Source organism: Frankia sp. Mgl5, assembly GCF_023242985.1.
GTDB classification, from domain to species: Bacteria; Actinomycetota; Actinomycetes; order Frankiales; family Frankiaceae; genus Parafrankia; species Parafrankia soli.
In genome coordinates this window covers 44,606-70,482 of record NZ_JALKFY010000007.1, presented here as the reverse complement: position 1 = coordinate 70,482, position 25,877 = coordinate 44,606, and the positions used below count along the sequence as shown (strand labels likewise).

Here is a 25,877-nt window from a genome sequence, read left to right as displayed (position 1 = left end):
GACCAGTCTTCAGCTCCGGAGGAGACGGGACCACAGCACGCTCATACTGGTACGGGCATTACCAGGCTGGTAATGATCTAACCTGGTAATGACTAGGCTGGTAGGGCATGGGACCTGATGGGGATCCGGCCGCGCTGGGCGAGCTGCTCCGTTCCCGACGTGCCCGGCTCACCCCCGCGGCCGTGGGCCTCCCGCCGGGGGCCCGGCGGCGCACTCCCGGGCTGCGCCGCGAGGAGGTCGCCCTGCTCGCGAACCTGTCGCCCACCTACTACACGTTCCTCGAGCAGGGCCGCCACGTCCGCCCGTCCTCCCAGGTTCTCGACGCGCTCGCCACAGCGCTCCTCCTGGACGCCGCGGAACGCCAGTACCTGGACGTGTTGGCCTACGGCCGCCCCGGCCACCTCGCGTCACGTCCCGCGCCCGACGGGCGGTCGGAGCCGCCGGCCGAGGTGGTGGCCGTCGAGGTGGCCGATCTGGTCCAGCGCCTCGCCCCCCATCCGACCATCGTGAAGGGGCGCCGCTGGGATGTGCTGGCCGCGAACTCGGCGGCTCGCGAGCTGTTCACCGACTGGGAGGCACGGTCGCCGGCGGACAGGAACCTGGTGCGGTGGATGTTCACCGATGATCAGGCCAGGCAGGTCTACCTCGACTGGGAGCGCGAGGCACGGGCCATGCTCGGACGCTTCCGCCTCGCGACCGCGGCGTACACGACCGAGCCGAGCGTCGCCGCGCTCATCGCCGAGCTTCTGCGCGACAGCCCGCACGTCAGGCAGTGGTGGCCGAACCACGACGTCGTGTCGATCGGCGGCAGCGGGGTGAAGAGGCTGCGCCATCCACGTCTCGGCCCGGTGGAGTTCACCCACGTCGTGCTGAGGGTCGCCGATCACCCGGAGCAGACCCTGGTCACCTACACCGTGCGGACCGACGGGCCGACGGTGTAGCCGGGAGCGGCGTCCTCATGGACGGCGGTGTCACGGCCTCCTGCCTGTTCGGTGAACTCGCGTCCGGTGAACGCGCGCCACGGTCATGACGGGCCGGATCCGAAGCCGGCGTCGCGGGCCCGCAGGACCACCTCGGTACGGGTCACCGCCCCGAGCTTGGTGAGGATCGTCGAGATCCGGTTGCGCACCGTCTTCTCGGAGAGGAGCAGCCGGGCGGCGATCTGCCCGTTGGCGAGGCCGTCCGCGACGAGGTCCAGCACCCGGACCTCGGCCTCCGTCAGCTGGGGAAACAGCCGGGGCGAGAGCCCGCCGACGGCGTGCCGCACCTTGTCGGCGATCCCCGGTCCGATGACCAGCTCACCTCGCGCGACGGCCGCCAACGCTCGCGCGACGTCCGCCTTCGACGACTCCTTCAACAGGTAGCCGCGTGCCCCCGCCTGAAGAGCCGCCTGCAGCGAAGCGGTGTCCTCGCTCATGGTCAGGACCAGGACCGCGGTCCCGGGCACCTGCTCGCCGATGCGCGCGGTGGCCTCGATGCCGCCCAGGCCCGGCATGCGCAGGTCCATGAGCACCACGTCGGGCCGGTGCAGCAGTACCGCCGCCAGCGCGGCGTTGCCGTCCGCGGTCTCGGCGACCACGGTCGCGCCCAGCTCGACCAGCAGACCGCGCAGCCCGTCCCGAAACAGCTCGTGATCATCGGCGATCACGACCCGCAGGGACGTCACACCGACCCGACTTCCCACAGTGGTCACACCGATCCGCCTTCCCGCAGCGGGAGCCGCGCCCGCACCAGCGTGCCGCCGGCCCCGGCCCCGGTCGTGGTCGTGGTCCCGCCGGTGGATCGGACGTCCAGGACCTCCAGGCGGCCGCCCACCTCGCTCGCCCGCTCCCGGATGCTGCGCAGGCCGACTCCCGGGACCGCGTCGGCAGCCAGGCCACCGCCGTCGTCGGCCACCTCGACCATCAGCCACGGTGGCTCGGCCCGGACCTGGACGACGCACCTCTCGCAGCCCGAGTGGCGGACCGCGTTCGTCGCCGCCTCCGCGACGATCCGGTACGCCGCCACCTCGGTCGCCGCCGGCAATGCGAGCTCCCCCAGCTCAGCGGGCGCGTCCAGGGTCACGACCGGCGCGAACGGTGCGACGGCCTGCGCCAGGGCGACAGCCAGCCCGCCCTCGTCGAGCGCGGGCGGGCGCAGGTCCTCGACGATGTGCCGGATCTCGCGCACGGTGCCGCGCAGCCGGTCGCGGACCAGGGCGGCGCGCTCCGCCGCGGGGTCGGCCCGTTCCGCCAGGCCCTCGACGATGCCGTCGAGCTGCATCGCCATCGCGGCGAGCTGGGGGCCGACGCCGTCGTGCAGGTCGCGGCGCAGCCTGCGGCGTTCCTCCTCGCGCGCGGCGACCAGCCGCTCCCGGCTGCGCCGCAGGTCATGCTGCGTACTCGCCGCGTCAAGCAGGTCACCGGCCCGCCGGGCGATGTCGTCGAACATCGCCCGTTCCGGCTCGGTGAACTGGTCCGCCGGGTGGCGGCGGCCCACGAGCAGGGTGCCGGCTCGCCCGCTTCCGGTCCTGGCGGGCACCGGCAGCCGCTCGAGCCAGCCGACGGACGTCCCGGACTCGATCGTCGCCAGGCGTTCGTCACTGCTTTCGACTGCTACGTAGGGCACTTTCAGAGCCTCCCGCACCCCGTCCGCGAGCTGTGAGAGCGCGTCCATCGGCCCGGTGGCCAGGTCGGGCCGGCCGCGCAGGACGGCGAGCACCGCGTACGGGTCGCGGGTCGCGCCGAACAGCAGCCGGTCGACGAGCCTTTGCAGCTGGTCACGGGCCGCCGCCGCGACCAGTGCCGCGACCGCGAGCACGCCGTAGGCGATGCGCCGCCCCGGCACCAGCGCGCCCGCGCCGGCGACGGTCGCGGCATACGCCAGCACCAGGAACGCGGTGAGCAGGCCGTACACCAGGGTCCGGCTGAGCGCCGTCCCGATGTCGAACAGCCGATGGCGGACGGCTCCGACGCCGATGGCGGCGACCAGCAGCACCATCCCGGTGCCCATGCCCAGGCCCGTGGCCTGCGCGTCCGGCCCGTGCGGGAGCGCACCCAGCAGGGTCGCGCCGACCAGGCAGGCGACCCCGAGAACCAGCCACTGCAGTCGGGCCCGCTCGACGCCGGTGGACCGGCGCAGCCGCGTCACGACCGCCATGAGCCCGAGCAGCCCTCCGCCGAAGATGACGGCCAGGGCGGTGACCATGGTGACATAGCGCAGCCAGGTCGCGGCCTCCAGACCGTAGGGGTTCCGCAACGCCGTGGACACGTCCAGCCGCGTCGGGCTGAGCATCCGGGCGATCAGATGACATCCGATGGCCACGGCGGTGGCGGCGACGGGAACGCGCCACCGCCTGGAGGGCAGTCGCCCGTCGGGGAACAGCGCGGGCACCAGCCCCCACAGCACGAAGTACGGAACGTAGCCCCAGACCGCGAACCAGGTGGCCGCGTCCTGAGCGGGCAGCCCCTGCTCGCCTGGCAGCAGGGCGAGGGCCGCGTACTGGGAGGCCAGCAGGTACGGGCCGGTCAGCGCGGTCGTCAGCAGCAGCCATCCGACCCGGTTACGCGGCTGGTAGACGAGCACCAGGGCGGCGACCAGCGGGAACGCGACGGCGAGGACCAGATCCGCGGGGTCCAGTGCGACGTGCTGGGCCGTCCGGGCCGTGACGTACTGGTGCAGCAGCAGTGCGCCGGCCGAGCAGAAGACCGACAACAGCGCCAGGCCGACCACGAGCACCGAGGCCGCGACGACTCCGGTCGTCATCGTGACCGCGGGCGCGGGCGGGGGCCGGAGCGCGGGCGCCGCCGGGTTTGGTGCCACGTCATCCCAGGTGCCGGGTACCGGCGCAGATGCCCCCATGCACCCAGGATCGAGCCAGCTTGGCGCGGTGTGGTGCGCGATGTCGGGCGCGCGTCCCATCGACGCGGTGTCGCGCGCGCGTCCGAGGAACGGGGCGGCTGTCCCTCGTTTACGGGACGCCGGGCGCCCGAGGGTGGTCCTCACAACGCCGGCGGCGATCGGGCCGCCGGTACGAGGAGGGGACGGAACACCATGACAACCACGACAGCGCCGATCACCCGCCGCTACGCGAACGGCGGCGCCGCCAGCGCGCCCGCCCGAGCGCGGTGGACGTGGCTCGGTGTCGGCGCCGGGGTGCTCGGCATCGTCGCGACGATGTTCACCAGCCCGAACGTCGGCAGTGACCGGGTCGGGCCGGAGGCGATCGCCGAGCTCTCCCGAGGGCAGCTCCAGCTCGGTGGCGCGCTCGGCTACGCGACCGTCGCGCTCCTGCTGGTGCTGGCCGCGTCCTGGCGCACGAAGGCGCTGACCACGACGCGCGGCGCCGTGGCCGCCCGGGTGGTCGCCGACGGGCTCACCGCGTCCGCCGCGGCGCTGAGCCTGGGCTACGGCTGGAAGCTGGCGCTGGCGCTGTACATGCCGGGCGGGATCAACGAGAACGGCTTCACCACGGACGGGCAGTTCGTCTACTTCATGCTCAACGACTTCGGCCCGTTCATCGGCTATCTCGGAGTCGTCGTGGCCGCCGGCGCGGTCGCCTGGCTGAGCCTGCGCGACCGCCTCGTGTCGCGGTGGCTGGGTCTGGTCAGCCTGATCCCGCCGGTCGCGGTGCTGTTCATGTCGGGTGTGCTGTCGATCGCCGGCTTCCCGGGCATCGTCGGGCCGATCTGGCTGATCGTCGCGTTCGCCGGGCTCAGCCTCGGCAAGCACGGGATCCTGGGTACCGCCAAGGCCTAGCGCGATTCCCGACAGGTACTCGGGTCCGGATCCCTGAGTCGCCACCGACTCGGAAGCGGGTACCGGGTCGCCGATCGCGGTCGCGTCACGACAACGCCGCCGGTCAGCTGGCAGGTCCAGCAAGCCGGCGGCGCGTTCGTGTTCGCGGTCAGTAGTTTGTCCGCCTCGGCGACCTGGCTCAGGTGGAGTCCCGCCCCAGCGAATGCGCCGGTCATCGCATTGACTCAGCCTTGGGTGATCTGCCAGCGCACGCCGTGCCCGGACAGGAATCCCAGGAACGACTCCGGGTCGAATGCCTGTGACGGCGCCAGAACACCGGCCTTCGCTCCATCTGCCACCAGTCTCCGCGCGGCTTCCACGGCGATCACCGCGGTCTTCCCGTACCCGTCCGTGCCCTCGACCTCGCCACGCGCGGTGCGTCCACCCGCCGTGGCCGCCTCGACGGAGATCGTCCATCTCGCCTGCCGCCGTTGCTCGTCGTCGGGTCCTTCCGGGAGTGAATCGATGACCGCGGCGTCGATCCCACTCTTGAGCCGGTCGAACGAACCGCCGAGGAGGCCCTCCATGCGCTCGACCGACACATGTCTCGGCACGGTCGCGACCGGCGGGAGGGCCGCCTTGCTCACCTCCACGACCTCTTGCTCGTCCGGGAAACGCCAGCTCAGGTGGCTTGCCTCCCCGTAGCTCGTCCAGCCGCCGTTCTCGTAGCGCAGCGCGCCGCCGAACAGCAGGTCCGGGTCGAGTGACCGCAGCGTTCCGCGGCTGAGGATGCCGCCGCGGTACCAGACGGCGACCGTCATCACGTCCGCTGCCCCGGTGGCCTCTCCCAGGAGATGGCTGATGAAATCGCCCGCGCCGCCGTCGTCGGCCATCGCCGGCACGACCGTTACCCCCGCGTGGGTGGCGGCGTCGGCGAAGGTGTCGAAAACATTCTTGATGTACTGCTGCTCTCCAGCGGTGTCGACGTAGTGTGCTTCCGCGGCGATCGCGGCGCGCACGACCGGAGAGCCGAGTCTGGCGAACGGTCCGGCTGCGTTGACAACCGCGTCCACGCCTCTGAACGCGACCTCCAGTGTGTCCTGGTCGCGGATGTCGGCGATCCGGACCTCGAATCCGGTGCGGGCCGAGGCCGCGCGCAGCCGCTCGGAGTCGCGGCCGACGAGCACCGCGTCGATGCCGCGGCGGGCGAGTTCCGCGGCCGCGAGACGGCCGGTGTATCCGCTCGCACCATTGAGTGCGATCTTCATGTGGTCTCCCGAGATGCTCGGCGCTGTTGCCGAGATCGACCGTATGGCTGGCCATCGCGGACGATCCATGTCGAGGCGTCCCGTTCTCATGCCTGATCGTTCGACCCTGGACGCGAAGTAGGCTTCGCTCATGGACGTGCTGAGCGACGCGGTCACGATGATGCGCAGCGGCCGTCCGCATTCGAACATCAGCCGGCTGCCGACGCGCTGGGGTGTGCGTTTCCCTCCGACCGAGGGCGCGGGGTTCCACATCGTGCTTGTCGGCACCTGCTGGCTGCTGCCGGAGGGCACCGAACCAGTCCGGCTCTCCACCGGCGACATCGTGCTGCTGCCTCACGAATCAGGGCATGTCCTTGCCGATGATCCCGACAGCCCGCTCACTGATTTCCGGATTGGTCCCCGCGTGCCCGAGGACGAGCCGGACACCGGTCGCATCGTCGCCGAGCTGCTCTGTGGCGCCTATGTACTCGACCGGTCCCGCCCGCACCCGCTGCTGGCGGAGCTGCCCGATGTCATTCACCTGCCCGCCCGGGTCGGGCACCACCCGCGGCTGCGAGCCGCGATAGACCTGCTGGGTGCCGAACTCGCCGCGCCGGGCATGGGCGCGACCGCGAGTGTGTCCGCGCTGTTGGACCTGCTGCTGCTCTACATGCTGCGCACCTGGTTCGACGATCAGTCGACCGGCTCGTCGACCGGCTGGCCCGCGGCGCTGACGGATCCCGCGATCAGCGCGGCGTTACACGCGATGCACGCCCAACCGGAAGCGTCGTGGACCGTGCGTGAGCTCGGCGCGCGGGCCGGACTGTCCCGAACGGTGTTCGCGCAGCGGTTCACCACACTCGTCGGCAGACCGCCGATGGCGTACCTGACCTGGTGGCGGATGACTGTGGCCGCGAGGCTGCTGCGGGAGACCGACGCCTCTCTGTCCAGCGTGGCCAGACGCTGCGGCTACTCGTCAGAGTTCGCCTTCGCCAAGACCTTCAAACGCGAGTTCGGTGTCGCGCCGGGTTTCTTCCGGCGGCAACCGGAGGACACGGGCAGCTGACGGGAGCGGGCCCGCCAGGCGTCGCCGCGGAACACCGCGACTTTCCCGGTAGCCATGCACAGCGGCGCCGCCGTCGGAGGTCGGACCGTTCAGACGGCCGCTGGCGGCATGCTCGTTCTTCCCGAACCTTGCTGGTCCAGCACCATCGCGATCAGTAGCGCCAGCAGCACCTGCCGAAGGGCGGCGTTGAGAGGATGTCGCGGTCCGGCGGAGTGGTACAAAGCGGCGATTCCGGTCGCCGAGGCGGCATACACCAGCCGGGTGGCTGCGGAGAGGCAACGGAGGGAGGGCGCTTCGCGGCTGGCGTGACCGCGGGCCGTGGCCGACACTGTGTGCGTGTCCCGGGAGGACCCCAAGGCGGCCTACCAGCGTCTGCGCGCAGCGCACCTGAGCGCTGTGCAGGCCGCGCTCGAGGACCATGTGACGCGGCTGGCGTGGCCGCGCCAGCGAATCGCGCGTTACCGCACCGAACGACTCCGGTCGTTGCTGGGGTTCGCGCGCGAGCGCTCGCCGTTCCACGCGGCCCGGATGGCCGACATCGACCCGGCCACGGCGACGGCCGGCGACCTCGCGCGGCTGCCAGCCATGGTCAAGCAGGATGTCCAGGACGAATGGGACAGGATCGTCACCACGCCTGATATCGACCGTGCGGGCGCCGAGCGGGTGCTGGCCCGGCAGGGCTGGTTCTCCTACACGCCCGCGGGACTCCAGGTATTCAGTTCGGGCGGCTCAAGCGGTGTGCGCGGCGTCTACGTATGGGGCTGGGAGCAGTTCGTCACGCTCGCCTGTCTCGCCTGGCGATGGCAGGCGCGTGACGAGCGCGCTTCCGGCTCGGCCGGCCGCCCGACGCGACTGGCCGTGGTGGAGGCCGGCGAGCCGCCACACGCCAGCACACCGTTGTTCGACGTCGCGACCGGGCCGTCGACGCAGACCTTCGTGATCCCGGCGGGGGCGCCGTTCGACCAGGTGCTGCACGCGGTGGCGGACGCGCGGCCGACCCATCTCGTGGGCTACGCCTCGGTGATCGGCCGCCTCGCCCGGGCAGCGATCGTGGGAGAGCTCGATATCCGGCCGGTTCGGGTGAGCACCAACTCCGAGCCGCTCAGCGCGCAGGACCGCCACGCGATCGACACCGCCTGGGACGTCCCCGTCCACAACCTGTGGGGCTCGACCGAGATCGGCGTCCAGGCGGTCGGCTGCGGCCACGGCGACGGCCTTCACATCTGTGAGGACGAGGTGATCCTCGAGCGGGTCGATGCGGCCGGGCGCCCGGTCGCTCCCGATGAGCCGGCGGCACGCACGCTCGCGACCGGGCTCGCGGGGCGCACGTTCCCGTTTGTTCGCTATGACCTCGGTGACGAGATCACGCTGCTGCCCGGCCGCTGCGCATGTGGCAGTTCGATGCCGCGCGTCGCCGACATCGTCGGTCGGCGTGACGACGACTTCCGCTACGGGCGGCGAATGGTCCCGGCGAGCGCGTTCCGGTACGTGCTGGGTACCGACCCGCTGATCTCGGAGTATCAGGTGCGTCAGACCACGGGCGGGGCGGACGTGCTCGTGGTCGGGTCACCCGACGCCGCCGCGGTAGCCACGGCGCTGGCCTTCTCGCTACGGCCGTATGGACTTACGAATCCCGACATCAGCGTAAGCGTCGTCGAGCGGATCCCCCGGCACGCCTCGACAGGCAAGCTCAAGCGGTTCATCGCGCTGAGTGGCTAGCCGCTTTACGCCTCGACGTCAAGATCGACATCAGGGCGGGCGAAGAACAAGGATTGGCGCCACCGCCGCGGGTCGGGGAGCCGCGGCGCGGCGCGGCTCGAACAGTCACGGCCGGTCGGGGCGCACTCTGGCCGGTTACGAAGACCGGCCCGGTACCCGGGTGACGGCCGTCGCGGTGGGACCACTGGGCGGCATCGGTCAGCCCGCGAGCACCCGTTCGAGACCCATCGGGTCACCGAGGTAGACCGAGCTCGCGCCGGCGGAGGCGTCATCGGGCCAGATGACCGTCTGTCCGGCGACGACGCCGGCGACGATCCGTTCGGCGACGACCTCGGGGGCGGCCTTCTCGGCATCGACTCCGGCAAGCATGTCGGTGTCGATGCCGCCGGGGTAGGCCCCGACGACCTCGATGTCGTTGTCGCGTAGCTCCGCCCGCAAGGACTGGGTGATCGAATGCGCAGCGGCCTTCGACGCGCAGTATCCCGCCATTCCCACCACCGGCGCCAGCGCGATCAGGGTCAGCACGTTGACGATCGCGCCGGGCGCGTTCGCCGTCAGGATCGGGATGAAGGCCCGGCTCACCCGCAGCAGGCCGATCTGGTTCGTCAACGTGTCACGCTGGAACAGATCCAGATCACCCTCGAGGGCGCTGCCGAACCCGAGCACCCCGGCATTGTTGACCAGCAAGGTGACGTCGGTCGCGACTTTGGCCGCGGCGTCCACGCTCGACTGGTCGGTGACATCCAGGGCGAGGACGCTCACCCGCGCGTCGCCGCTCACGGTCGAGGCGATGCCACGGGGGTCCCGGGCGGTGGCGTAGACCTTGCTGGCGCCAGCGTCGAGAAGCTGGTCGACCAGGCGGGCGCCGAGGCCCCGGTTCGCGCCGGTCACCAGGGCGATGCTGTCTTTGACGTTCACGGGTCGCCTTCCGGTCGAAATGTTGGGCAGGGCAACCGTATGGCGCATGAGGTCGTCAATCGATGACAGTTAGTCTCAGAATCTTGTCCGTTCATCTCACGATCCGGCATGCCGCACACCCATCGGTAGGCTGCGGCAATGGATCTGCTCGCCGACGTGCTGAGCGTCGCCGGGGTACGCGGAACCGTCGCGGCCACGGTCCACGCCGGCGATCCGTGGGGGCTGCGGCTGTTCCGGATCTCCGCGGCGGCCTTCCACGCCGTCACCGCCGGCACCGCCTGGTTACGCCTGCCCGGCCAACCCCCCGTGCGGCTCATGCCCGGCGACGTCGTCCTCCTGCCCACCGGGTCCGAACACGGACTGGCCGGAGACCCGGACGGCCCGCTGGAACCGTTCGATCACGCCGCGTCGAAAGCCGCGCTCGCCACCGACGGTCGGCTCGACGTCGGGCCCCGACCGGCGCGGACCAGGATCCTGTGCGCCTCCTACCGGCACGATCCCGCCGTCACCACCCCGCTGTTCACCGTGCTGCCCGAGGTGGTCCACGTACCCGCCGGGACACCCGGCGCCGGCCCGCTCACCGACACCGTCCGGCTGCTCTCAGGCGAACTCGCCGAACCCGGGCCAGCCACCACCACACTGCTCGACCGGCTCGTGGATGTCCTGCTCATCCACGTGTTACGGGCCTGGCTGCGAGCCGAGCCCACCGGGCCGTCGGCCTCCTGGCTGCGTGCGCTGAACGACCCCGTCGTCAGCGCGGCGCTCAGCGCTCTGCACGCCGCCCCCGGCCGCGTCTGGACGCTGAACTCTCTCGCCGACCACGTCGCTGTCTCCCGCGCCACCCTCGCGCGCCGCTTTCCCGCCCTCGTCGGGGAAACCCCAGCCGCCTACCTCACCCGATGGCGCATGGACCTGGCCGCTCGCCGGCTGCGCGACACCGACGACCCGATCGATGTCGTCGCCCGCGCCGTCGGTTACACCTCCGAGTACGCGTTCTCCCGTGCCTTCTCGCGCGACCGAGCCATCCCTCCCGGGCGCTACCGCGTCCAGAGCAGAGCCCAACATCCCGTCTGACCCCGTTCACCTCGGCTATCGCGGCGGGACCGCGCCAGAGTCCAGCAGAGGCAGCACGAGGGCCGTCCGCGTCAGCCCCGGTGGCTGATACCTGCACTGCCCGTGCCGCAATGAGGGAAACCCCACCGAGAAGGTTCCTTCAACCCCACCACGGCTACCGCGACGGCGCCGCGAAGCTGACTCGAACGGTGGAATGGTGCGGCGATCGGACCGGGAAGCTGTCAGCAGCTCCCCGGTCCGATCGAAGTCAGGCCGGCGGCCGCAGGTCGTACTGGATGCCGCGCCGAACCTGTCTGGCGCGTTCGACATCTCGCAGGCGCGCCACGAGGTGCAGGGCCATGTCGATGCCGGCCCCACCGCATCGAGTTCCTCGAAGTCATCGAACAGCAAGATCCCAATGGATCTCACACCGCCACCTCCGCCAGGTTCGCACCGACATCAGCCGGGGTCTGTGCCGGGCCGGTTGTTCAGTAAGCCGGACCGGTGCTTCGGATTTCTGGTTCCCGTGAGGTTCCGGAGGTCTCCGGAGTTCCGTTCCGATCAGTAATCGCGCCTGGTCAGCGACCTAATCTGACGATCTTACCGGCCGCGGGCCCGCCGGACTTCGCGGAATCGCTGGATGCGTGCGCCCGCCGGGGATAGTGTGACGTAGTCGCATCTACGGGAACCGGCTGGCTGAAAACGGTCGACCCGGGATTCGACAAAGGCGATTGATCGACCTTGATCCGTCATCTTCGTCGGCAGGAACGGGCACGTGGGCATGGGCGAGTTACAGGTGACGCGGTGGCGTCGGTATGGGCACGAGCGGCTCTACGTGAATCTTCCGGACGGGCAGAGCGCCGCCTGGTTCGACCTGCGGAGCCATCAGCTCAACATCCTGCTCGACGTGGATCGGGACGCGGTGCTCGACGCCCTCGCCCCCTATCTGGCGCAGCACCCGGAGCCTTCGGCGCACCCGCTGCCGTCGCCCGCCCCGCCGCCGGCATCACCGCCGGTATCGACGCCGACGCCGCTAGCGGGATGGATACCGGAAGTACCTGTGCCGATCGGTGCGGCGCCCCATCCCGCGGACGACCTCGCCGGCAACCCGCCGGGCGCGGCGATCCGCGCGAAGATCGACGAGCTGACACCGGGTTTCTGGCGCGCCCTGCTCAACCGGCTACGCCGCCGGCCGTCGCAGACCGACGGATGGCGCAAGGGACTGGTCGGAGAGGAGACCGTGGGGGCGGAACTGGAGCGGCTCCCCGGTCGGGGATGGCGGGTACTGCATTCGATACCGCTACCCCGGAACGTCGACATCGATCACCTGCTGATCGGCCCAGGTGGTGTTTTCACTTTCAACACAAAACACCACGCCGGCGCCAGGATCTGGGTGGGCGACCAGGCAGTGAAGATGGGGAGCCAAACATATCCGTACGTCCGGAAGGCGCGGGCCGAGGCCGAGCGGGCGTCGGCTGTGCTGAGTCGGGTCTGCGGATTCCCCGTGCGGGTCGAGGGGGTACTGGCGTTCGTCGAGCCGGCGAAGCTGTCCGAGGCGCCCTCTCGTCATGATGTCCATGCCATCCGAGTTCACGCCATCCGGCACGATCAGATCGTGGCCTTCGGTGATTATCCGAGGGTGTGGCAACCGGCCCACGTCGAGCGGATCTATGCCGCGGCGCGAGACCGGCGCAACTGGCTGAACGCCTGATGTGAGCCCGGGCGGCCTGTCACAGCGGATCGAGCGCGAGCGCGTGCCGGATGGTGTCGCGCACGTGGCCGCGAAGCCAGCGATGCGGCGCGTCGGCCTCATTGCGGGGATGCCACGCCTGCCCGATCGTCAGAGTGGGCAGGTCGAGGCCGATGTCGAGGGCCACCAGGCCGAGGCTGCCGAGCAGGCCACGGCCGAGTCGGGCCGGCACCAGGCCGACCAGATCACTCCCGGCGACGAGCAGCAGCGCGGCGGAGTGGGACGGAACCGAGACCGCGACCGTCCGGCGCAGACCGCGTGCGGCGAGGGCCTCGTCCAGCGGGCCGGCGAAGCGTCCCCGGCGGGACGCCGTGACGTGCCGGGCGGCGGCGAGGCGTTCCGGCGTCAGGTGGCCCCGGGTCAGTGGATGCCCGGTGCGGACGACAGCGAGGGCCTGTTCCTCGGCCAGGACCTCGATGTGAATCTCCGGCGAGGTCGAGTCGATCTCACCGATCTCCAGGTCGGCGGTCCCGTCGCGGAGGGGGTCGTCGGTCGCGGACGGCTCGGGGAGGAACCGCACCCGCACACCCGGGGCGTCCCGAGTCAGCCGGTCGAGCAGATCGACGCCGATCGCGGTGGTCAGCGCGTCGCTGGCCAGGATGGTGAACGTCCTGGCCAGGGTGGCCAGGTCGGGTTCCCGAACCGGGGCGAACACCGCGTGGGCCCGTTCCACCAGGGCATGCACCTCGGCCTGGACGGCCAGCGCCCGCGGGGTGGGCACCATCCGATGGCCGGCGCGCACGAGGACCGGGTCGCCCATCGCTCGCCGTATGCGCCCCAGCGCACGGCTGACCGCGGACTCGGTCAGCAGCAGCCGCCGCGCGGCGCCGCTGACGCTCCGCTCCTCGAGCAGGGCGTCGAGAGCCACCAGCAGGTTGAGGTCCAGCGAGGCCACCGATTGCATGCCATGCATCTTGCCATTGAGTAAGTTTCATTTGAGTACTGATCGTCTGCTGCCTACGCTCGCCTCGTGACCGACGACTCCCCGACCGACTCCCCGGCCCATCCCCGGCGGGGGCCACTCGCGCTGCTGGACCGGGTGCTGCTGCGCGTACGGGTCGACAGCGTCGACCCGCTGGCCCGGCGCACCCGCCGGATCGTGCTGGCCGGCCCCGTGCTCGCCGACCTCACCTGGACGCCCGGCCAGAACGTGACCCTGTTCCCCCAGGACCCGACCCGGCTGGGCAGTTGGCGGCAGGGGCCCCGCGACCTCAAGCGCAGCTACTCGGTCTGGGAGTACCACCCGGCCGGACGGCTGACATTGGCCGTGTACGACCACGGCGGCGACTCCCCCGGCGCCGCGTGGGCCCGCGGCGTCACACCGGGAGACGAAGCGATCATCACGAAGCCGGACGGACGCCTCGTCGCGCGGGCCGACGCGAGCTTCCACCTGTTCGTCGGTGACGACACCGCGGCGGTTCCCTTCGGTGCGATCCTGCGTGGCCTGCCCGCTTCCGCCCAGGTCCGCGGCGTGTTCGAGTGCGACGACCCGGCGGACGCACTGCCCTTGCCCCGGGCCGGGGACCTCGCCTGGAGTTACCGTCACGGCGCCCCGGCCGCCGGCTCCCCGCTGCTGCCGGCGGCGCTCGCCGACCTCGACCTGCCCGATCCACGGGAGCCTGCTACCAGCACCAGCACCAGCACCAGCACCGGATCCGGATCCGATGGCCGGACGGGCCGGCCCGTCGCCTACGTCGCCGGGGAGGCCCGGACCTGCCAGGCCGTCCGCCAGCACCTGGTGAGTGAGCGGGGCTGGGAGCGCCGCCAGGTCATCGTCCAGCCGTTCTGGGCCCCGGGCAAACGCGGCATGGACTGACCCGGCCACTCACGATCCGGCGTCCACCTCGGGCGGCGGGGCGGCTCCGGGGTCTGGCAGAGGCGGCGCGAGGACCGTCCGGTGACGCGCCATCAGTTCCCGGGTAAGCGCCTCGCCGGGCAGCGAACCCGTCCTGGCGGCGTGCTCCGCGACCTCGTCGAAATAGTCCTCGTAACCACTGGGCGTGAGGATGGCGATATAGCGCGCCGGCTCGTCGAAGGGATTCCCGAAGCCGTGTGCCAGCCGTCGACCGGCGAACACCGTCTCGCCCGCGGCGGCGGTGTGGAACCCGTTCCCGACGCGGAACCGCAGCCGCCCCTCGACGAGCACGAACGTCTCGTCGTGGCCCTCGTGAACGTGCGGGAGCGGTCCGGGCTGCCGCGGGCCCATCCGCCCCTCCAGCACGGTGAGCCGGCCGAGGGTGTCGCCAGCGGTGACCTTGACGAGCATCGACCAGTTCGGCAGGTCGATACGACGGCCCTCGTCGCGACCGCGTGCGAAGCCCCGAACCGGTTGCGGCCCGGCTGAGGGCGACTCGTCTGGCGTAGGGGCATCGGGCGTAGGGGCGGTTAATGTCACGGCGCCGTCGCCTCAGGAGACGGCTGGCGGGGGCCGTCGCCGTCGCCGTCGCGATCAGAAGCCGAGGTCGGTGCCAGCTGTGGATCCCGCGCTCCGGCCAGCCCGCGGATCATCATTGAGAGCAGTCGTTCCGCCCGGCCCGACGGGTCGGACGACTGCTCGCTCGCCCACGCGATCGCGGTGACGAACGCGAGCAGGTCGTCGATGGTGATGTCGCCGCGCACGGCCCCGGTCCGCGCCGCACGTTCGAGCAGCCCGGCGCCGGCGGCACGCATGGCCGCGCACGAGCCGTGCAACGCCGAGCTCTCATCCTCGAGGGCCGCCAGGATCGAGGCGGGCAGGCCCTGGTAGACGGCGGAGCCGGTGGCGACCTCCCCCAGCCACGTGAGCAGCGCGTCACGGGGACGCGGCGCGGCGAGCAGGCTCTCGGCCCGCGCGCGCAGCCCGTCGAAGCCCCGGCCCAGCAACGCCTCCAGCAACGCCTCACGGGTCGGGAAGTGGCGGTAGAGCGTGCCGATGCCGACACCGGCGCGGCGCGCGATGTCCCGTAGCGAGGCGTCGATGCCGTGCTCGGCGAACACGTCCCGGGCGACATCAAGGATCAGTTCGTAGTTACGGCGAGCGTCCGCGCGCGGCGACTCAGCCAACCGGCTCCTCCATCATTGACATTCGGAGCACCGCTCCGTATGTTTCGGAGCACCGCTCCGGAAGATGACTCGAACCTAACAGAAGGGCTCCGCATGCCGACGCCCGATCGGACCATCCTCGTCACCGGGGCCACCGGCCAACAGGGCGGGGCCACCGCGCGACGTCTCCTGGCCGACGGGTGGCGGGTGAGGGCGCTGGTCCGCGACCCCGCCGGGCCGGCGGCGCGGCGGCTCGCCCTCGACGGCGCCGAACTGGTGACCGGTGACCTGGACGACCGGGACGCGCTGGCCGCCGCCACCGAGGGCGTGTACGGCGTGTTCAGCGTTCAGCCGGCAAGCCACGCCCCCCATTTCGTCGAGGGGGAGGAAAGGTACGGCGTCAACGTCGCCGACGCGGCCAGGAACGCCGGGGTCCGGCATCTCGTCTACACCTCCGCGGCAGGTGTCGATCGAAACCCGGACGGCCCCGCGGCCTCGAAGGCGCGGATCGAGCGCCACATCCGGGAGCTCGGCCTTCCCGCCACCGTGCTGCGTCCCGTCATGTTCGCGGAGAACCACACCGACCCGGTCTTCGGCGTCACCGGCCAGGCCTCTCTGGTCCGGATGATCCCGGCGGGGGTGACGGTTCAGCTCATCGCCGTCACCGACATCGGAGCGTTCGCCGCCCTCGCCTTCGCGGACCCGGCCCGCTATGTGGGTGCGGCGCTGGAGCTGGCCGGCGACGAGTTGACCCGCGAACACCTGATCACCGCGATCAGCCGCGCGACCGGGCGCGACCTTCAGCTGGATCCGCTCCCCCGGGAGACTCTCGTCCAGCTCGGGGTCGACGTCGACGGCCTCGAGCGGGAGAAGTCCTTCAACGGCTGGCAGGCCGACATTCCCGCACTGCGGCGACTGCACCCGGGGCTGATGGACTTCGAGACGTGGCTGGCGAGGGAAGGCGCGGCCAGATTCGCCGCGCTGTTCGCCGAGACGGCGAGCCGCTGACACGCCTCGCGGCTGATCCGGCTGATCCGGCGCCCGGACCTCGGGCTCCGTCAGCTGGGGAACATCCGCGGCGTCGGAAGCGGGTACCGGGCCGCCGATCGTGATCATGCCACGGCAGCAGACCTCCCTCACAGCCAGCGCGCGAGCCGTCATCCGCGCGGGCTGCTCGCCCGGCCGGGCACGTGATCGCCCCCGCTCACCAGCGCCATGTCACACCGGCGGCCGTGCCGGACATCTTCTGGTCAGCCGATCGACGTCGATGCTGGAGGCTGATCAGAATTAGGTTGCCGGATGACGGCGAGCTGGATCGCCGGGTGCGGTCCGCGGACCCGGTCAGAGCCGACCTGGCGAGCCGCGACGACGTCGCCCGCCTGGTCAGTGAGCTCACGAGGGCGGTTGTACGAACCGGGTCCGCTGACGAGGCCGGGCCGGACGGCACGACTCAGTGGCTGGCCAGGTCGGGGCAGCCGCAACGCCCGGGACTGATGTCGGTGCGGGCGCCGGGAAACCGTTCCGCCAGGCGACGCTTTGCGGTCGCCGGACTGGCTGCCGCAGCACTGCTGGGAACAGCGGCGTTCACCTTCGGCGACGAGCTTGCCGCCCGCACAGGTCTGTTCGGCTCTCCGGGGATGACGGAGAACGACACGAGTGAGTGGCTGAACACCGGAGCGTCGGACTTTCGCGAGGCCATGGAGTCGTTACGGCCGGCCGACATCCCCCTGCCGGCCGGCCGGAGCTGGCAGCCCGTCATTGACCAAGAGGTTGCGAACGGCCAGCGGGAGCCGGCGCTGATGCAGGTCACCGGAGTACAGGCGACTTTCGCCTGGTACGCGATCTGTGTCTGGGACGGCGAATGGCTCGCTGCGCGCGGAACGGGTGACAGCACCCGGGCCGGGCGGGCTGTAGGAGTCATGCGCGGCATGCCGTACTGGCCGATCATCGCCGCGGTCGACGGGGGTGGCGTCAGGGACAACCTTCACGACATCGCCGAGGCCGCTGCCCGCGGCGATGAGGGCCCGGCCCGGCAGCACATCACGGCGAACTGTGGCTCCGAGTGGATCGGTACCGACCAGTGACCTCTGAGCCCGTCAGATCCGCCGCCCATAGGGCGTCGAGCGCTGAGACGCCGACAGCGGAGGAGACGACCGAGGAACGGTTCACCTGCCTCGTCAGCACGACCGGCCCGCGGCTTCTGTCATCCCGACGCACGCTGCACTGCCCGAACAAGCCGTCGAGGTCCGGACCGCGCTGGCGCAGCTCACCGCGGCCGACCAGCTAATTCTCACGCTGACCTGCTGGGACGGCCTGACTGCGGACGAGATCGCCGAGATCCTGCGGATCACGCCGTCGGCGGTCAGGCAGCGCCTGCACCGTGCCCGGGAGCGGCTACGTCAGGCGCTGGCCATCCATCGCCAGGCGACCGATCAGACGGCCTCCAGGTGACCGGTGCCGCCGCTGCGGTGATGACGACACAGCCGGACTGCCAACTCACCCCGCGGGCCGATGTCGTCCAACGCATCGCGCACCTCCGGCGCCGCGCGTGACGGAACGGTCAGTCCGGGTCAGCCCGTGGAGCCGCCGGCGATCGTGTAGCTCCACAGCTCGCTGTGCACGCCGACCGGCCTGGGTGCCTCGCCGCCCGCGCGTTCCGCCTCCGAGCGGTGCCCGTGGGCGAAGGCCGGCGAGCTGACCCACGCCTGGAACGACTCCTCGTCGCGCCAGCGGGTCACCACCAGCCACGTGGTGCGGTCGTCGGTCGGCTTGAGCAGCTCGAAGCCCTCGAAGCCGTCACGGTCATCGATGGCGCCGGCACGCGCGGCGAAACGACGGGCCAGTTCGTCGCCACTGTCGGGCTCGACAGTGATGGCATTGATCTTGATGACGGTCACGGTGCCCCGGCTTCCCCAACTGGTGGTCGCGCGATTCGCTGATGCTATCGGCCTCACCGGCTCCGGAAGAACGCGCGGATGTCGGCGGCGAGCAGCTCGGGCACCTCAAGCCCCGCGAAGTGACCGCCACGGTCGGCCTCCGTCCACCGGGCGATCGGCATCCGCCGCTCGGCATACGGCCGGATCGGGCGGGTGATGTCCTCGGGCAGGACGAGGACGCCCACCGGTTGGACAGTCCGCCACGACCGCGGGCCGCCGGTCTCCCGGTGCAGGCGCGGCGCCGTCCCGGCGGTGCCGGTCAACCAGAACAGCGTCACGTTCGTGAGCACCCGGTCGAGACTGATCGGGAAGTCCCGGGCCGCCCACATCGTCATCGGGTCGAGCAGCCAGGCGAGCAGCCCGACCGGCGAGTCGTTGAGGGCGTACGCCGGGGTCTGCGGCCGGGTGCCGTTGACCAGCCGAACCGCCGGCTGGTCGCGCAGGTAGGCCTCGGTCTGGGCGAGCCGCTCCTGGTCCCCCGGTGTCAGCCGGGTGCGGTCCGGGTCGCCCGGCAGCCGCGGTGTCGGAAGATAGTTGAGGTGTATTCCGACGACGTGGTCGGCGTCGTGCTGCGACAGGGCCCGGGACACCGACGCCCCCCAGTCACCGCCCTGCGCGCCGTAACGGTGGTATCCCAGGCCGCGCATCAGCTCCGCCCAGGCAAGTGCCACCCGATCGACGTCCCAGCCGCGCTCGCGCGTCGGGCCGGAGAAGCCCCACCCCGGAATCGACGGGACGACCAGGTGGAAGTCCGCCGAAAGCGGCCCGATCACATCGAGAAACTCCACGATGGACCCCGGCCAGCCGTGGGTCAGCACCAGTGGGAGCGCGTCGGGCCGCGGGCTGCGCACGTGGAGGAAGTGGATCCGCTGGCCGTCGATCTCGGTGACGAACTGCGGATGGCTGTTCAGCTCGGCTTCCGCCGCACGCCAGTCGTAACGGCGGCGCCAGTGGTCGGCCAGTTCCCTGACCCTGGCCAGCGGCACGCCGAACTCGTCTCCGACGCCCGGTAGTTCGTCGGGCCAGCGGGTGCGGTCGAGGCGTGCGTGCAGGTCGTCGAGGTCGGCCTGCGGCACGGCGACGCGGAAGGGTTCGATCTTCATCGTTAGTCTCCCTAACGTTAGTGACACTAACGTTAGGTCGTTGGTGTCACTAACGCAAGCCCCTAGGATGCGGTTCATGCCGGAACGCGACCGCCACGGGCCGACCGACCCGTCCGCCGTCCCCGCGCGCCTGCGGTCACTGGCCAGCCGGCTCCTCGGCCGCGGCACGGTGCACGCGGAACGGATCTCGAACGCCCGTCTCGCCGCGGCGGGGGCGACGCGGTGGCAGTACGCGACGCTGGTCACGCTCCGCGACAGCGGCCCGGCAAGTCAGGCCGCGCTCAGCGAGCGCACCGGCATCCACCGCAGTGACATGGTGGCCGTGCTGAGCGGCCTGGCCGAGACGGCGTACGTGCAACGCGCCCCCGACCCCGCCGACCGGCGCCGCAACATCGTCACGCTGACCCCGGCCGGACGGTCCTGGCTGCACACTCTGGACCAGCTCGTCGACGAGACCCAGGACGAACTGCTCGCCCCGCTCACCCCGGCCGAACGCGCGGAGCTGGTCCGCCTCCTGCAGCGCCTGGACGATCACCACTCGGCACGTTGACACCCCCCGACACCGGTACACAAGAGAGGGAATCGACCCGTGAGCACTCTGCCGCAGGAACTGAGGGACCTCATCGAGTCCGGCCCGATGGCCCACCTGACCACCATCAACGCCGACGGCAGCCCGCAGGTGACGGTCATCTGGATCGGCCTGGACGGCGACGGGATCGTCACCGGGCACATGTCGAAACAGGTGAAGCTACGCAACATCGAGCGTGACCCGCGGGTCGTGTTGTCCTTCGACGCCCCGCGGGTGCCGGGCGCCTTCCTGAACCAGTACGCCGTGGTGCGGGCACGGGCGACGGTCACGCCGAGCGATGACACCTGGGACCTGCTCAACCGCCTGGCGAAGGTCTACATCTCGCCGGACGCCGAGTTCCCGGCGCCGCGGGGCCCGGGATTCATTGTGCGCTACGCCGTGGAGCGCGTCAGTGGTGTCGGCCCGTGGGTACCGGCGGCCGGCTCGGCCACCCACTGATCAGCTATCCGAACGCCGCGCTGACGACCGTCGCGTCGTCGCGACCGCGCATTTCACGAGAGCAGGAGGTCGGCCCGTGTCTCGTGTACGGGTCCACAACTTCTCCATCTCCCTCGACGGTTATGGCACCGGCGAGGGGCAGAGCCTCGAAAGGCCGTTCGGTCACGCCGAGGGGCGGTTGCACGACTGGTTCTTCCACACCAGGTCGTTCCGCGCGATGCACGGCGAGGACGGCGGAGACACCGGGGTGGACGACGCGCTTGCCGGAGCACGGAAGCCGGGCATCGGCGCGGAGATCATGGGGCGGAACAAGTTCGTGCCGCAGCGCGGCCCCTGGAAGGACCACGAATGGACGGGGTGGTGGGGCGAGGATCCCCCGTTCCACACTCCGGTCTTCGTATTGACTTATCTTGCGCGAGCCGGCGTCCCGGGAGACTGGCTCTCGAAGATCAGGCAAGGCGTACGGATTCTGGCTGGCCGGGCCTCGGTCGGGTTCGGGAGACCGCGAAGAGCGTCCAGCGCGGGTTCGACGATCGTGGACCATTTCGACGCGGGGACGTCCCAGAAGGTCGACCATGTCCGGAGCTCGATCTGCCGGGCGGCTTCCAGCGGGGTCGAGGGACGTCCCGCGCCGGTGAGGGTGAGGTCGGCGACCAGGCGCAGGCCGGCCTGCTCGGCGAGCCGGGTGACGGTGTCGGGCGCGTCGCGACGGGACGCGCCGTCGGCAAGCGTGGCCTGCATGGCTTGGATGATCTCGGAGATGTCCGATCCGTCGTGCGCCCCGGCCCCGACGAAACCGAACCGGCCGCCCGGGCGCAGCACCCGGACGACCTCGGCCAGCACCGCGGGCTGATCGCCGACGAGGTGCAGCACGTGCACCGCGGCGCAGGCGTCCACGGTGCCTGAGCGGAGTGGGATCGCGGTGGCGTCAGCGCGCAGGATCCGGCCGGGCAGCCGTCCCGCGGCGCGGGCGAGCATCCGCTCGGAGAGATCCACTCCGGCCACGGACCAGCCGAGTTCGACGAAGGCGGCGGAGACCAGACCGGTACCGACGCCGATCTCCAGCAGCCGCGCGCGTTCCAGGGGCGTCTCGCCGAGCAGGTGCGGAGCGAGCGCGGCGGCGACGGTCCGGCCACGTTCCGCCCCGCCCCGCGTCTCGTCGTAGCGGTCCGCCATACGGTCAAAGTTCACGGATTCCGGCACAGTCCGAGGCTAATCCCGTCCCACGACACCCCGCCGTCGCAGGCAGCCGCCCAGCGCGGACGCGCCGAGGTGGGCAGCGAAAAATGCGTGGCGGGCGACTGCCGGTCGCGGGCAGAATCGTTCGCCGGAGGTGGTCGTGGCCCATGACGTCCGGATTCACGGCCGAGTCGTCCCGTCCCATGCTTACCGACGAGGAGATCGAGAGGTTCGTCGCGGACGGATTCGTGCGGGTGGCTGGGGCGTTCAGCCGCGCGGTCGCCGACGCGGGCCGGGCGATTCTCTGGGAGACGATCGACGCCGATCCCGCGGACAGCGCGACCTGGACGCACCCTGTCGTCCGCGTGGGCGGGCGCGCCGACGAGCCGTTCCGCGCCGCCGCGTCCTCGCCGCGGCTGCGTGCCGCGTTCGACCAGCTCGTGGGCCCCGGGCGCTGGCTGCCCCGGGTCGGGCTGGGCACTTTCCCGATTCGTTTCCCGCACCCCGACGACCCGGGCGACACAGGCTGGCACATGGATGGCAGCTACGCCGCGGACGACCCGGCGCAGGCCGCGGCGACAGCGCCCTGGCCGTGGCTCAATGTGGCCTCACGCGGCCGTGCCCTGCTGATGCTCTTCCTGTTCTCCGACGTCGGCCCGGCCGATGCCCCGACCAGGATCAAGGTCGGTTCGCATCTGGACGTCCCGCGGTTCCTCGAGCCGCTCGGTGGGCGCGGGACGGACGTCCTGAACCTGTGCCGGACGATGGACGCGGCCGGCCGGCTCGACGCCGCGGACCGTCCGACCGCGCTGGCCACCGGGCAGGCCGGGGATGTCTACCTCTGCCACCCGTTCCTGATCCACGCCGCGCAGGTGCACCGGGGGTCCACTCCCCGGTTCCTCGCCCAGCCGCCGCTCGAGCCCGACGGCCCGCTGCTCCTCTGCGACACGGATCTCCCCCGCTCTCCGGTGGAGCAGGCGATCCACCGCGGGCTGGGAGGCCACAACCCGGCGGCCTCCGGCTGAGCCGGCCGAGCCGGCCGAGGCGGGTTGCGGCGGCCGAGGCGGTTGCGGCCCGGCTCTGGCAGCCTGCGCTCAGGAGGCTTTGACCTGGCGGCGGAGCCTGTTCCGCGGGCGCGAGCTCACCGTTCCCGGCGGCGGCGCCGACGGAGCGACGAAGGCGGGCGGGACGGGGAGCGGCACCGGCGGCGGCGGCGCGCAGTAGCCGTACTCGACCTGGCGCCGCCAGACGGTGAGCCGGCACTGCTCGCCGCTCACCGTCCAGGTGCGGCGCTCGGCGCGGTCCTCCACCTGTACGGGGCCGGTATTCGCGGGTTCGGCTGATCTTAGGTGCGCCCAGGAATGCGCGTCCTCCCACTCCGCGAACGTGCCCACGAGCTCACCGTCGCCGTCGAACACAAGAAATCGCCGGGTCATCGTCGTCCCGCCTCTCTTCTCACCGGCCGGCCGGGTCTTCTCGGCGGTCGGGTTGTCTCGCCGGTCGGAAGGTCTCGCCAGCTGGTGGGTCTCGCCGCGCTTCACCGGACCCGGCGGATACCCGCCGGTGACAGGAAGGACAGCGGCGCGACCAGGTAGTCGACATAATGGTTCTCGACCGCGTACGCATCGGCGTCGGACGCGGAGTCGAAGGCGAGGACGATCCGGCGCGCCTGACGCGGACCGGCCGCGAAGAGGATCACGCCGAACATCGAGGAGGAGTCGGGGTCGTCGGCCTCCCCCAATCGCATCGTGGCCGGCCGGACGCGCCGGCCGCAATGACCCCTGCTGCGCGAGTAACGATTCATCGGGACTCCAGTTCCCAGTTCTGGCGGGGCGGCCGCGCGGGCGCGGCACTCGCCCCCGCGAAGGCGCTCCGGACGGATGTCGGTCACGAACCGGCCGGCTGCTGGGGCTGTCACCGGACACGGCATGGCCGAGACCGTCGCCGGCCGACGGGCGGCACGGCGCGCGGCAGCCTGACGGGCGGCACGGCGGGCAGCGGCACGGCGGGCAGCGGCCTGACGGGCAGCGGCCTGACGGGCGGCGGGCGCGGTCACCGGGCCGACCGCACGGATCGACGGAGGGACCATGCCGACGTGGCAGGCCGACCCGATGGCGCAGCCCAACCTGATGTGGGCGGCCGACCCGCCGTGGCAGGGCGGGCGGCACCGGCTCACGGCCATCCATACCGTCCCGACCAGCACCGACGCTCCCCCGGTAGGCCCCATCGTCGACAACATCTCACCCAGGGGCTCGATTTCGCCACTCAAGGTGAGCACCGCTTCTGCAGCATGGAGCTTGCACCACGCATATGCAAGCCCTTGTGTGCTGGTTTCGCTACAGATTGCGCACTATCTATGTGATCAGATTGTGGATGCGTAACGGAATGCTCCACAACGGTTCCGGTGACCGGGAGGACGGGTGACGGCGAGGAACAGCGGTCCCACGGTGCGGCGCCGGCGGCTCGGCGCCGAGCTCCGCCGCCTGCGCGAGGCCGCGGGTGTGGACGTCGAGCAGGTCCGCGAGGTGCTGCGCTGCTCGGCGTCGAAGGTGAGCAGGCTGGAGAACGGGCGGATCCCGGTGCGCACGAGGGATGTGGCGGACCTGCTTCGGCTGTACGGGGTGACTGACGCCGACCACCGCGAGGCGCTGCTCGGCCTGGCCCGCGAGTCGCGGCGGCATGGTTGGTGGCAGGCCTACCAGGACGTGGTCCCGGCCTGGTTCGAGGTCTACATCGGCCTCGAGGCCGACGCTTCCTCGATCAGCGTGTACGAGCCGCAGCTCGTTCACGGCCTGCTGCAGACCGCGGACTACGCGCGGGCGGTGATGCGCGCGAGCAACCCGGAGGCGCCCGACGACGAGATCGAGCGCCGGGTGGCGCTGCGGCTCGACCGGCAGTCGCGGCTGCGCGGCGACAGCCCGCCCCGGCTCTGGGTGATCCTCGACGAGGCGGTCCTACGCCGCCCGGTCGGCGGCGCGGCGGCGATGCGCGCCCAGCTCGAGTGGGTCGCGAAGACGTCCGAACTACCGAATGTCACCGTTCAGGTGCTTCCCTTCGCGGCCGGGGCACATGCCGGTATGGGCAGCACATTCTCCGTTCTGGGATTCGCGGACGAGACGGATCACGATGTGGTCTACATAGAAAAAGGCGCCGGAAGCCTCTACCTGGAACGTCCGTCAGAAATTCGCCGCTATAGAGTCAGGTTGGATCACCTGATGGCGTCCGCTCTTGGCCCGGCGGACTCCGTGGCGTTGATTTCCGCTGTTTCGGAGGAGCTTCGATGATGACGTCCAGGAAACCGGCGGTCACCGACCCGGCCGCGCTCCCGTGGCGCAAGAGCAGTCACAGCGGCGGGGAGGGCGGCATGTGCGTCGAGGTGGCCGACGTCGACGGCGGCGTGGCGGTCCGCGACTCCACCGACCCGCTCGGCCCGGTTCTGGCCTTCAGCGGCGCGGAGTGGGACGCGTTCCTCGCCGGGGTCCATGACGGCGAGTTCGACCGCCCGCGCGCCCGCCGCTGACCGGCGAATCCGGACAGCCGGCGAGTGTCAAGCCGCTGACCAGCCGTTCTTCGGCTCTTGCGTAACCGGCTCACGTCGCGCACTCTGTAGATGTTCGTGCGGGCCGCGTTGTTCCAACGTCACGGTCGTGTCGATCGTGCGATGCCCGCTGAGGCCGAGCGCGGGCGCACGGTGCCCGTCCCGTCACGGAGGAGCGACGTCGTGATTGCCATCGAGCGGGTACCCGCCCCGGCCTGACCCGGCACGACCTGCCGGGCGGCCACCCCGCGCCGACTCCGTGACCGGGCCGCCTGCCCATCGCACACCGCGTTTCCGACCAGCGCCGACGGTCGCGTCGAGCCCGATCCAACTGCTCCGCTCGGTCAGCTCGGCTCAGCTCAGCTCGCGCTACAGCCCAGTCCGTTCCTTTGGATTCGCCCGTAGTACTCCACCTGTTCCCCTGGTACCGGGAGGTGATCGCCGTGGCCACCGCCACGACCAACCTGCTGAACACCCCGCTGAGCGATCCGCGTGCGGAGCGGGTCCGCCGCGCCGCGCTCGCCGCGTATGTGGACGGGAAGGTCAGCTTCGCGCAGGCGAACTCCCGGGTCAGCAAGGCGATCGAGCGCTTCGGCCACTGACC

General features: G+C 71.3%; 28 protein-coding genes and 2 pseudogenes. 17 read left to right on the top strand and 13 right to left on the bottom strand.

All coding sequences use genetic code 11. The features are described 5' to 3' along the window. The first annotated feature begins 107 nt into the window (after positions 1-107). Positions 108-941 carry a helix-turn-helix transcriptional regulator gene (locus MXD62_RS05290; RefSeq protein ID WP_248828307.1) on the top strand — a complete coding sequence of 278 codons (834 nt, stop codon included), beginning with the start codon at positions 108-110 and terminating at the stop codon, positions 939-941. Between the two features lie 83 nt (positions 942-1,024). Here the strand turns inward: MXD62_RS05290 and MXD62_RS05285 are convergent, their stop codons facing one another. Beyond that, a complete protein-coding gene (locus MXD62_RS05285; protein ID WP_248828385.1) occupies positions 1,025-1,666 on the bottom strand; it encodes a response regulator transcription factor in 642 nt (213 codons plus the stop codon). A 23-nt stretch (positions 1,667-1,689) separates the two neighbouring features. Continuing rightward, a complete protein-coding gene (locus tag MXD62_RS05280; protein ID WP_248828306.1) occupies positions 1,690-3,744 on the bottom strand; it encodes a histidine kinase in 2,055 nt (684 codons plus the stop codon). A gap of 288 nt (positions 3,745-4,032) precedes the next feature. Here MXD62_RS05280 and MXD62_RS05275 point away from each other — a divergent pair, with 288 nt between their 5' ends. Further along, positions 4,033-4,737 (top strand): hypothetical protein, encoded by a 705-nt coding sequence (locus MXD62_RS05275; protein ID WP_248828305.1) that lies wholly within the window; start codon positions 4,033-4,035, stop codon positions 4,735-4,737. 224 nt (positions 4,738-4,961) lie between these two features. On the opposite strand, the gene MXD62_RS05270 is transcribed toward MXD62_RS05275, so the two are convergent. Further along, positions 4,962-5,984 (bottom strand): saccharopine dehydrogenase NADP-binding domain-containing protein, encoded by a 1,023-nt coding sequence (locus tag MXD62_RS05270; RefSeq protein WP_248828304.1) that lies wholly within the window; start codon positions 5,982-5,984, stop codon positions 4,962-4,964. Between the two features lie 130 nt (positions 5,985-6,114). On the opposite strand from MXD62_RS05270, the gene MXD62_RS05265 reads away from it, so the two are divergent. Both MXD62_RS05265 and MXD62_RS05260 read left to right on the top strand, forming a co-directional pair. Beyond that, positions 6,115-7,029 (top strand): AraC family transcriptional regulator, encoded by a 915-nt coding sequence (locus MXD62_RS05265; RefSeq protein WP_248828303.1) that lies wholly within the window; start codon positions 6,115-6,117, stop codon positions 7,027-7,029. Between the two features lie 318 nt (positions 7,030-7,347). Next, positions 7,348-8,748, top strand: a complete 1,401-nt coding sequence (locus MXD62_RS05260) for a phenylacetate--CoA ligase family protein (protein ID WP_248828302.1) — start codon at positions 7,348-7,350, stop codon at positions 8,746-8,748. Positions 8,749-8,946: 198 nt separating this feature from the next. Here MXD62_RS05260 and MXD62_RS05255 read toward each other — a convergent pair whose 3' ends face one another. Then, the gene (locus MXD62_RS05255; protein ID WP_248828301.1) at positions 8,947-9,666 is read right to left on the bottom strand and encodes an SDR family NAD(P)-dependent oxidoreductase; all 720 of its coding nucleotides are present in this window, start codon (positions 9,664-9,666) and stop codon (positions 8,947-8,949) included. Between the two features lie 138 nt (positions 9,667-9,804). Between MXD62_RS05255 and MXD62_RS05250 the strand changes: the two genes are divergently transcribed. Beyond that, positions 9,805-10,740 carry an AraC family transcriptional regulator gene (locus tag MXD62_RS05250; protein WP_248828300.1) on the top strand — a complete coding sequence of 312 codons (936 nt, stop codon included), beginning with the start codon at positions 9,805-9,807 and terminating at the stop codon, positions 10,738-10,740. Between the two features lie 247 nt (positions 10,741-10,987). Here the strand turns inward: MXD62_RS05250 and MXD62_RS40055 are convergent. Continuing rightward, positions 10,988-11,092, bottom strand: a pseudogene (locus tag MXD62_RS40055) (DJ-1/PfpI family protein); the annotation flags it as partial. 408 nt (positions 11,093-11,500) lie between these two features. On the opposite strand from MXD62_RS40055, the gene MXD62_RS05245 reads away from it, so the two are divergent. Next, positions 11,501-12,430: a nuclease-related domain-containing protein gene (locus MXD62_RS05245; RefSeq protein ID WP_248828299.1), complete on the top strand. Its 930-nt coding sequence runs from the start codon at positions 11,501-11,503 to the stop codon at positions 12,428-12,430. 19 nt (positions 12,431-12,449) lie between these two features. Here the strand turns inward: MXD62_RS05245 and MXD62_RS05240 are convergent, their stop codons facing one another. Then, on the bottom strand, positions 12,450-13,382 hold the full coding sequence (locus MXD62_RS05240; protein ID WP_248828298.1) for a LysR family transcriptional regulator: 933 nt from the start codon (positions 13,380-13,382) through the stop codon (positions 12,450-12,452). A gap of 57 nt (positions 13,383-13,439) precedes the next feature. On the opposite strand from MXD62_RS05240, the gene MXD62_RS05235 reads away from it, so the two are divergent. Beyond that, positions 13,440-14,285, top strand: a complete 846-nt coding sequence (locus tag MXD62_RS05235) for a siderophore-interacting protein (protein ID WP_248828297.1) — start codon at positions 13,440-13,442, stop codon at positions 14,283-14,285. A gap of 9 nt (positions 14,286-14,294) precedes the next feature. Here the strand turns inward: MXD62_RS05235 and MXD62_RS05230 are convergent, their stop codons facing one another. Both MXD62_RS05230 and MXD62_RS05225 read right to left on the bottom strand, forming a co-directional pair. After that, entirely contained in the window at positions 14,295-14,735 is a 441-nt protein-coding gene (locus tag MXD62_RS05230; protein WP_248828296.1) for a cupin domain-containing protein, read from the bottom strand. Between the two features lie 125 nt (positions 14,736-14,860). Further along, the gene (locus MXD62_RS05225; protein ID WP_248828295.1) at positions 14,861-15,511 is read right to left on the bottom strand and encodes a TetR/AcrR family transcriptional regulator; all 651 of its coding nucleotides are present in this window, start codon (positions 15,509-15,511) and stop codon (positions 14,861-14,863) included. A gap of 93 nt (positions 15,512-15,604) precedes the next feature. Between MXD62_RS05225 and MXD62_RS05220 the strand changes: the two genes are divergently transcribed. The 3 genes from MXD62_RS05220 (at position 15,605) to MXD62_RS05210 (ending at position 17,941) form a co-directional block, all read left to right on the top strand. After that, positions 15,605-16,498 carry an NmrA/HSCARG family protein gene (locus MXD62_RS05220; protein WP_248828294.1) on the top strand — a complete coding sequence of 298 codons (894 nt, stop codon included), beginning with the start codon at positions 15,605-15,607 and terminating at the stop codon, positions 16,496-16,498. A gap of 182 nt (positions 16,499-16,680) precedes the next feature. Next, positions 16,681-17,574, top strand: a complete 894-nt coding sequence (locus tag MXD62_RS05215; protein WP_248828293.1) for a hypothetical protein — start codon at positions 16,681-16,683, stop codon at positions 17,572-17,574. Between the two features lie 85 nt (positions 17,575-17,659). Then, positions 17,660-17,941, top strand: coding sequence for a sigma-70 family RNA polymerase sigma factor (locus MXD62_RS05210; RefSeq protein WP_308301196.1), 282 nt, complete (start codon positions 17,660-17,662; stop codon positions 17,939-17,941). A gap of 119 nt (positions 17,942-18,060) precedes the next feature. On the opposite strand, the gene MXD62_RS05205 is transcribed toward MXD62_RS05210, so the two are convergent. Further along, entirely contained in the window at positions 18,061-18,387 is a 327-nt protein-coding gene (locus MXD62_RS05205) for an antibiotic biosynthesis monooxygenase (RefSeq protein WP_248828292.1), read from the bottom strand. A 53-nt stretch (positions 18,388-18,440) separates the two neighbouring features. Continuing rightward, entirely contained in the window at positions 18,441-19,529 is a 1,089-nt protein-coding gene (locus MXD62_RS05200; protein ID WP_248828291.1) for an epoxide hydrolase family protein, read from the bottom strand. Positions 19,530-19,605: 76 nt separating this feature from the next. On the opposite strand from MXD62_RS05200, the gene MXD62_RS05195 reads away from it, so the two are divergent. The 3 genes and pseudogenes from MXD62_RS05195 to MXD62_RS40050 all read left to right on the top strand — a co-directional run. Beyond that, a complete protein-coding gene (locus tag MXD62_RS05195; protein WP_368862313.1) occupies positions 19,606-20,079 on the top strand; it encodes a MarR family winged helix-turn-helix transcriptional regulator in 474 nt (157 codons plus the stop codon). A gap of 39 nt (positions 20,080-20,118) precedes the next feature. Then, entirely contained in the window at positions 20,119-20,556 is a 438-nt protein-coding gene (locus MXD62_RS05190) for a PPOX class F420-dependent oxidoreductase (RefSeq protein WP_248828289.1), read from the top strand. Positions 20,557-20,632: 76 nt separating this feature from the next. Then, positions 20,633-20,965: pseudogene (locus MXD62_RS40050) on the top strand (dihydrofolate reductase); the annotation flags it as partial. On the opposite strand, the gene MXD62_RS05185 reads toward MXD62_RS40050, so the two are convergent. After that, positions 20,962-21,759 (bottom strand): class I SAM-dependent methyltransferase, encoded by a 798-nt coding sequence (locus MXD62_RS05185; protein ID WP_248828288.1) that lies wholly within the window; start codon positions 21,757-21,759, stop codon positions 20,962-20,964. The pseudogene MXD62_RS40050 and the gene MXD62_RS05185 sit on opposite strands and share 4 nt — an antisense overlap. Positions 21,760-21,902: 143 nt before the next feature. Between MXD62_RS05185 and MXD62_RS05180 the strand changes: the two genes are divergently transcribed. Then, the gene (locus tag MXD62_RS05180; protein WP_248828287.1) at positions 21,903-22,760 is read left to right on the top strand and encodes a phytanoyl-CoA dioxygenase family protein; all 858 of its coding nucleotides are present in this window, start codon (positions 21,903-21,905) and stop codon (positions 22,758-22,760) included. Positions 22,761-22,829: 69 nt separating this feature from the next. Here the strand turns inward: MXD62_RS05180 and MXD62_RS05175 are convergent, their stop codons facing one another. Both MXD62_RS05175 and MXD62_RS05170 read right to left on the bottom strand, forming a co-directional pair. Beyond that, positions 22,830-23,276 carry a hypothetical protein gene (locus tag MXD62_RS05175; protein WP_248828286.1) on the bottom strand — a complete coding sequence of 149 codons (447 nt, stop codon included), beginning with the start codon at positions 23,274-23,276 and terminating at the stop codon, positions 22,830-22,832. Then, positions 23,273-23,482 carry a hypothetical protein gene (locus MXD62_RS05170; protein WP_248828285.1) on the bottom strand — a complete coding sequence of 70 codons (210 nt, stop codon included), beginning with the start codon at positions 23,480-23,482 and terminating at the stop codon, positions 23,273-23,275. The genes MXD62_RS05175 and MXD62_RS05170 overlap by 4 nt, the downstream gene beginning before the upstream one ends. 673 nt (positions 23,483-24,155) lie before the next feature. Here MXD62_RS05170 and MXD62_RS05165 point away from each other — a divergent pair. The 3 genes from MXD62_RS05165 to MXD62_RS05155 all read left to right on the top strand — a co-directional run bounded on the left by MXD62_RS05165 (position 24,156) and on the right by MXD62_RS05155 (position 25,875). Then, positions 24,156-25,019: a helix-turn-helix transcriptional regulator gene (locus tag MXD62_RS05165; RefSeq protein WP_112106487.1), complete on the top strand. Its 864-nt coding sequence runs from the start codon at positions 24,156-24,158 to the stop codon at positions 25,017-25,019. Further along, on the top strand, positions 25,016-25,255 hold the full coding sequence (locus MXD62_RS05160; RefSeq protein WP_248828284.1) for a DUF397 domain-containing protein: 240 nt from the start codon (positions 25,016-25,018) through the stop codon (positions 25,253-25,255). Before MXD62_RS05165 ends, MXD62_RS05160 begins: the two co-directional genes overlap by 4 nt. Positions 25,256-25,716: 461 nt before the next feature. After that, positions 25,717-25,875: a hypothetical protein gene (locus MXD62_RS05155; protein ID WP_018500571.1), complete on the top strand. Its 159-nt coding sequence runs from the start codon at positions 25,717-25,719 to the stop codon at positions 25,873-25,875. Positions 25,876-25,877 lie beyond the last annotated feature (2 nt).

What these genes read in the sequence shown, in the direction of transcription:
- MXD62_RS05275 (WP_248828305.1), top strand. Translation starts at nt 4,033, where the DNA reads ATGACAACCACGACAGCGCCGATCACCCGCCGCTACGCGAACGGCGGC.
- MXD62_RS05220 (WP_248828294.1), top strand. Translation starts at nt 15,605, where the DNA reads ATGCCGACGCCCGATCGGACCATCCTCGTCACCGGGGCCACCGGCCAA.
- MXD62_RS05270 (WP_248828304.1), bottom strand. Translation starts at nt 5,984, where the DNA reads ATGAAGATCGCACTCAATGGTGCGAGCGGATACACCGGCCGTCTCGCG.
- MXD62_RS05160 (WP_248828284.1), top strand. Translation starts at nt 25,016, where the DNA reads ATGATGACGTCCAGGAAACCGGCGGTCACCGACCCGGCCGCGCTCCCG.
- MXD62_RS05170 (WP_248828285.1), bottom strand. Translation starts at nt 23,482, where the DNA reads ATGCGATTGGGGGAGGCCGACGACCCCGACTCCTCCTCGATGTTCGGC.
- MXD62_RS05240 (WP_248828298.1), bottom strand. Translation starts at nt 13,382, where the DNA reads ATGCATGGCATGCAATCGGTGGCCTCGCTGGACCTCAACCTGCTGGTG.
- MXD62_RS05200 (WP_248828291.1), bottom strand. Translation starts at nt 19,529, where the DNA reads ATGAAGATCGAACCCTTCCGCGTCGCCGTGCCGCAGGCCGACCTCGAC.
- MXD62_RS05280 (WP_248828306.1), bottom strand. Translation starts at nt 3,744, where the DNA reads ATGACGACCGGAGTCGTCGCGGCCTCGGTGCTCGTGGTCGGCCTGGCG.
- MXD62_RS05265 (WP_248828303.1), top strand. Translation starts at nt 6,115, where the DNA reads ATGGACGTGCTGAGCGACGCGGTCACGATGATGCGCAGCGGCCGTCCG.
- MXD62_RS05290 (WP_248828307.1), top strand. Translation starts at nt 108, where the DNA reads ATGGGACCTGATGGGGATCCGGCCGCGCTGGGCGAGCTGCTCCGTTCC.
- MXD62_RS05195 (WP_368862313.1), top strand. Translation starts at nt 19,606, where the DNA reads ATGCCGGAACGCGACCGCCACGGGCCGACCGACCCGTCCGCCGTCCCC.
- MXD62_RS05250 (WP_248828300.1), top strand. Translation starts at nt 9,805, where the DNA reads ATGGATCTGCTCGCCGACGTGCTGAGCGTCGCCGGGGTACGCGGAACC.
- MXD62_RS05180 (WP_248828287.1), top strand. Translation starts at nt 21,903, where the DNA reads ATGACGTCCGGATTCACGGCCGAGTCGTCCCGTCCCATGCTTACCGAC.
- MXD62_RS05230 (WP_248828296.1), bottom strand. Translation starts at nt 14,735, where the DNA reads ATGCTCGTCAAGGTCACCGCTGGCGACACCCTCGGCCGGCTCACCGTG.
- MXD62_RS05245 (WP_248828299.1), top strand. Translation starts at nt 11,501, where the DNA reads ATGGGCGAGTTACAGGTGACGCGGTGGCGTCGGTATGGGCACGAGCGG.